General features: G+C 57.8%; 1 rRNA gene. It reads left to right on the top strand.

Features of this window, described 5'->3' with window-relative positions:
* A 23S ribosomal RNA gene (locus KUM03_RS29720) occupies positions 1-230 on the top strand; the annotation flags it as partial.

Consider the following 230-nt stretch of genomic DNA (forward strand, 5'->3'; position numbering starts at 1 on the left):
GGTGGAGCCGCTGAACCAAGCGGTTAGTAGGTGAGTGATGGGGTGACGCAGGAAGGTAGTCCATCCCGGGCGGTGGTTGTCCCGGGGTAAGGGTGTAGCCCGTCATCTAGGTAAATCCGGGTGACATGTGGGTGAGACCTGATGCCGAGCCGATTGTGGTGAAGTGGATGATCCTATGCTGTCGAGAAAAGCCTCTAGCGAGTTTCATGGCGGCCCGTACCCTAAACCGA

This window comes from Streptomyces sp. AC602_WCS936, assembly GCF_019049125.1.
Classification (GTDB): Bacteria; Actinomycetota; Actinomycetes; order Streptomycetales; family Streptomycetaceae; genus Streptomyces.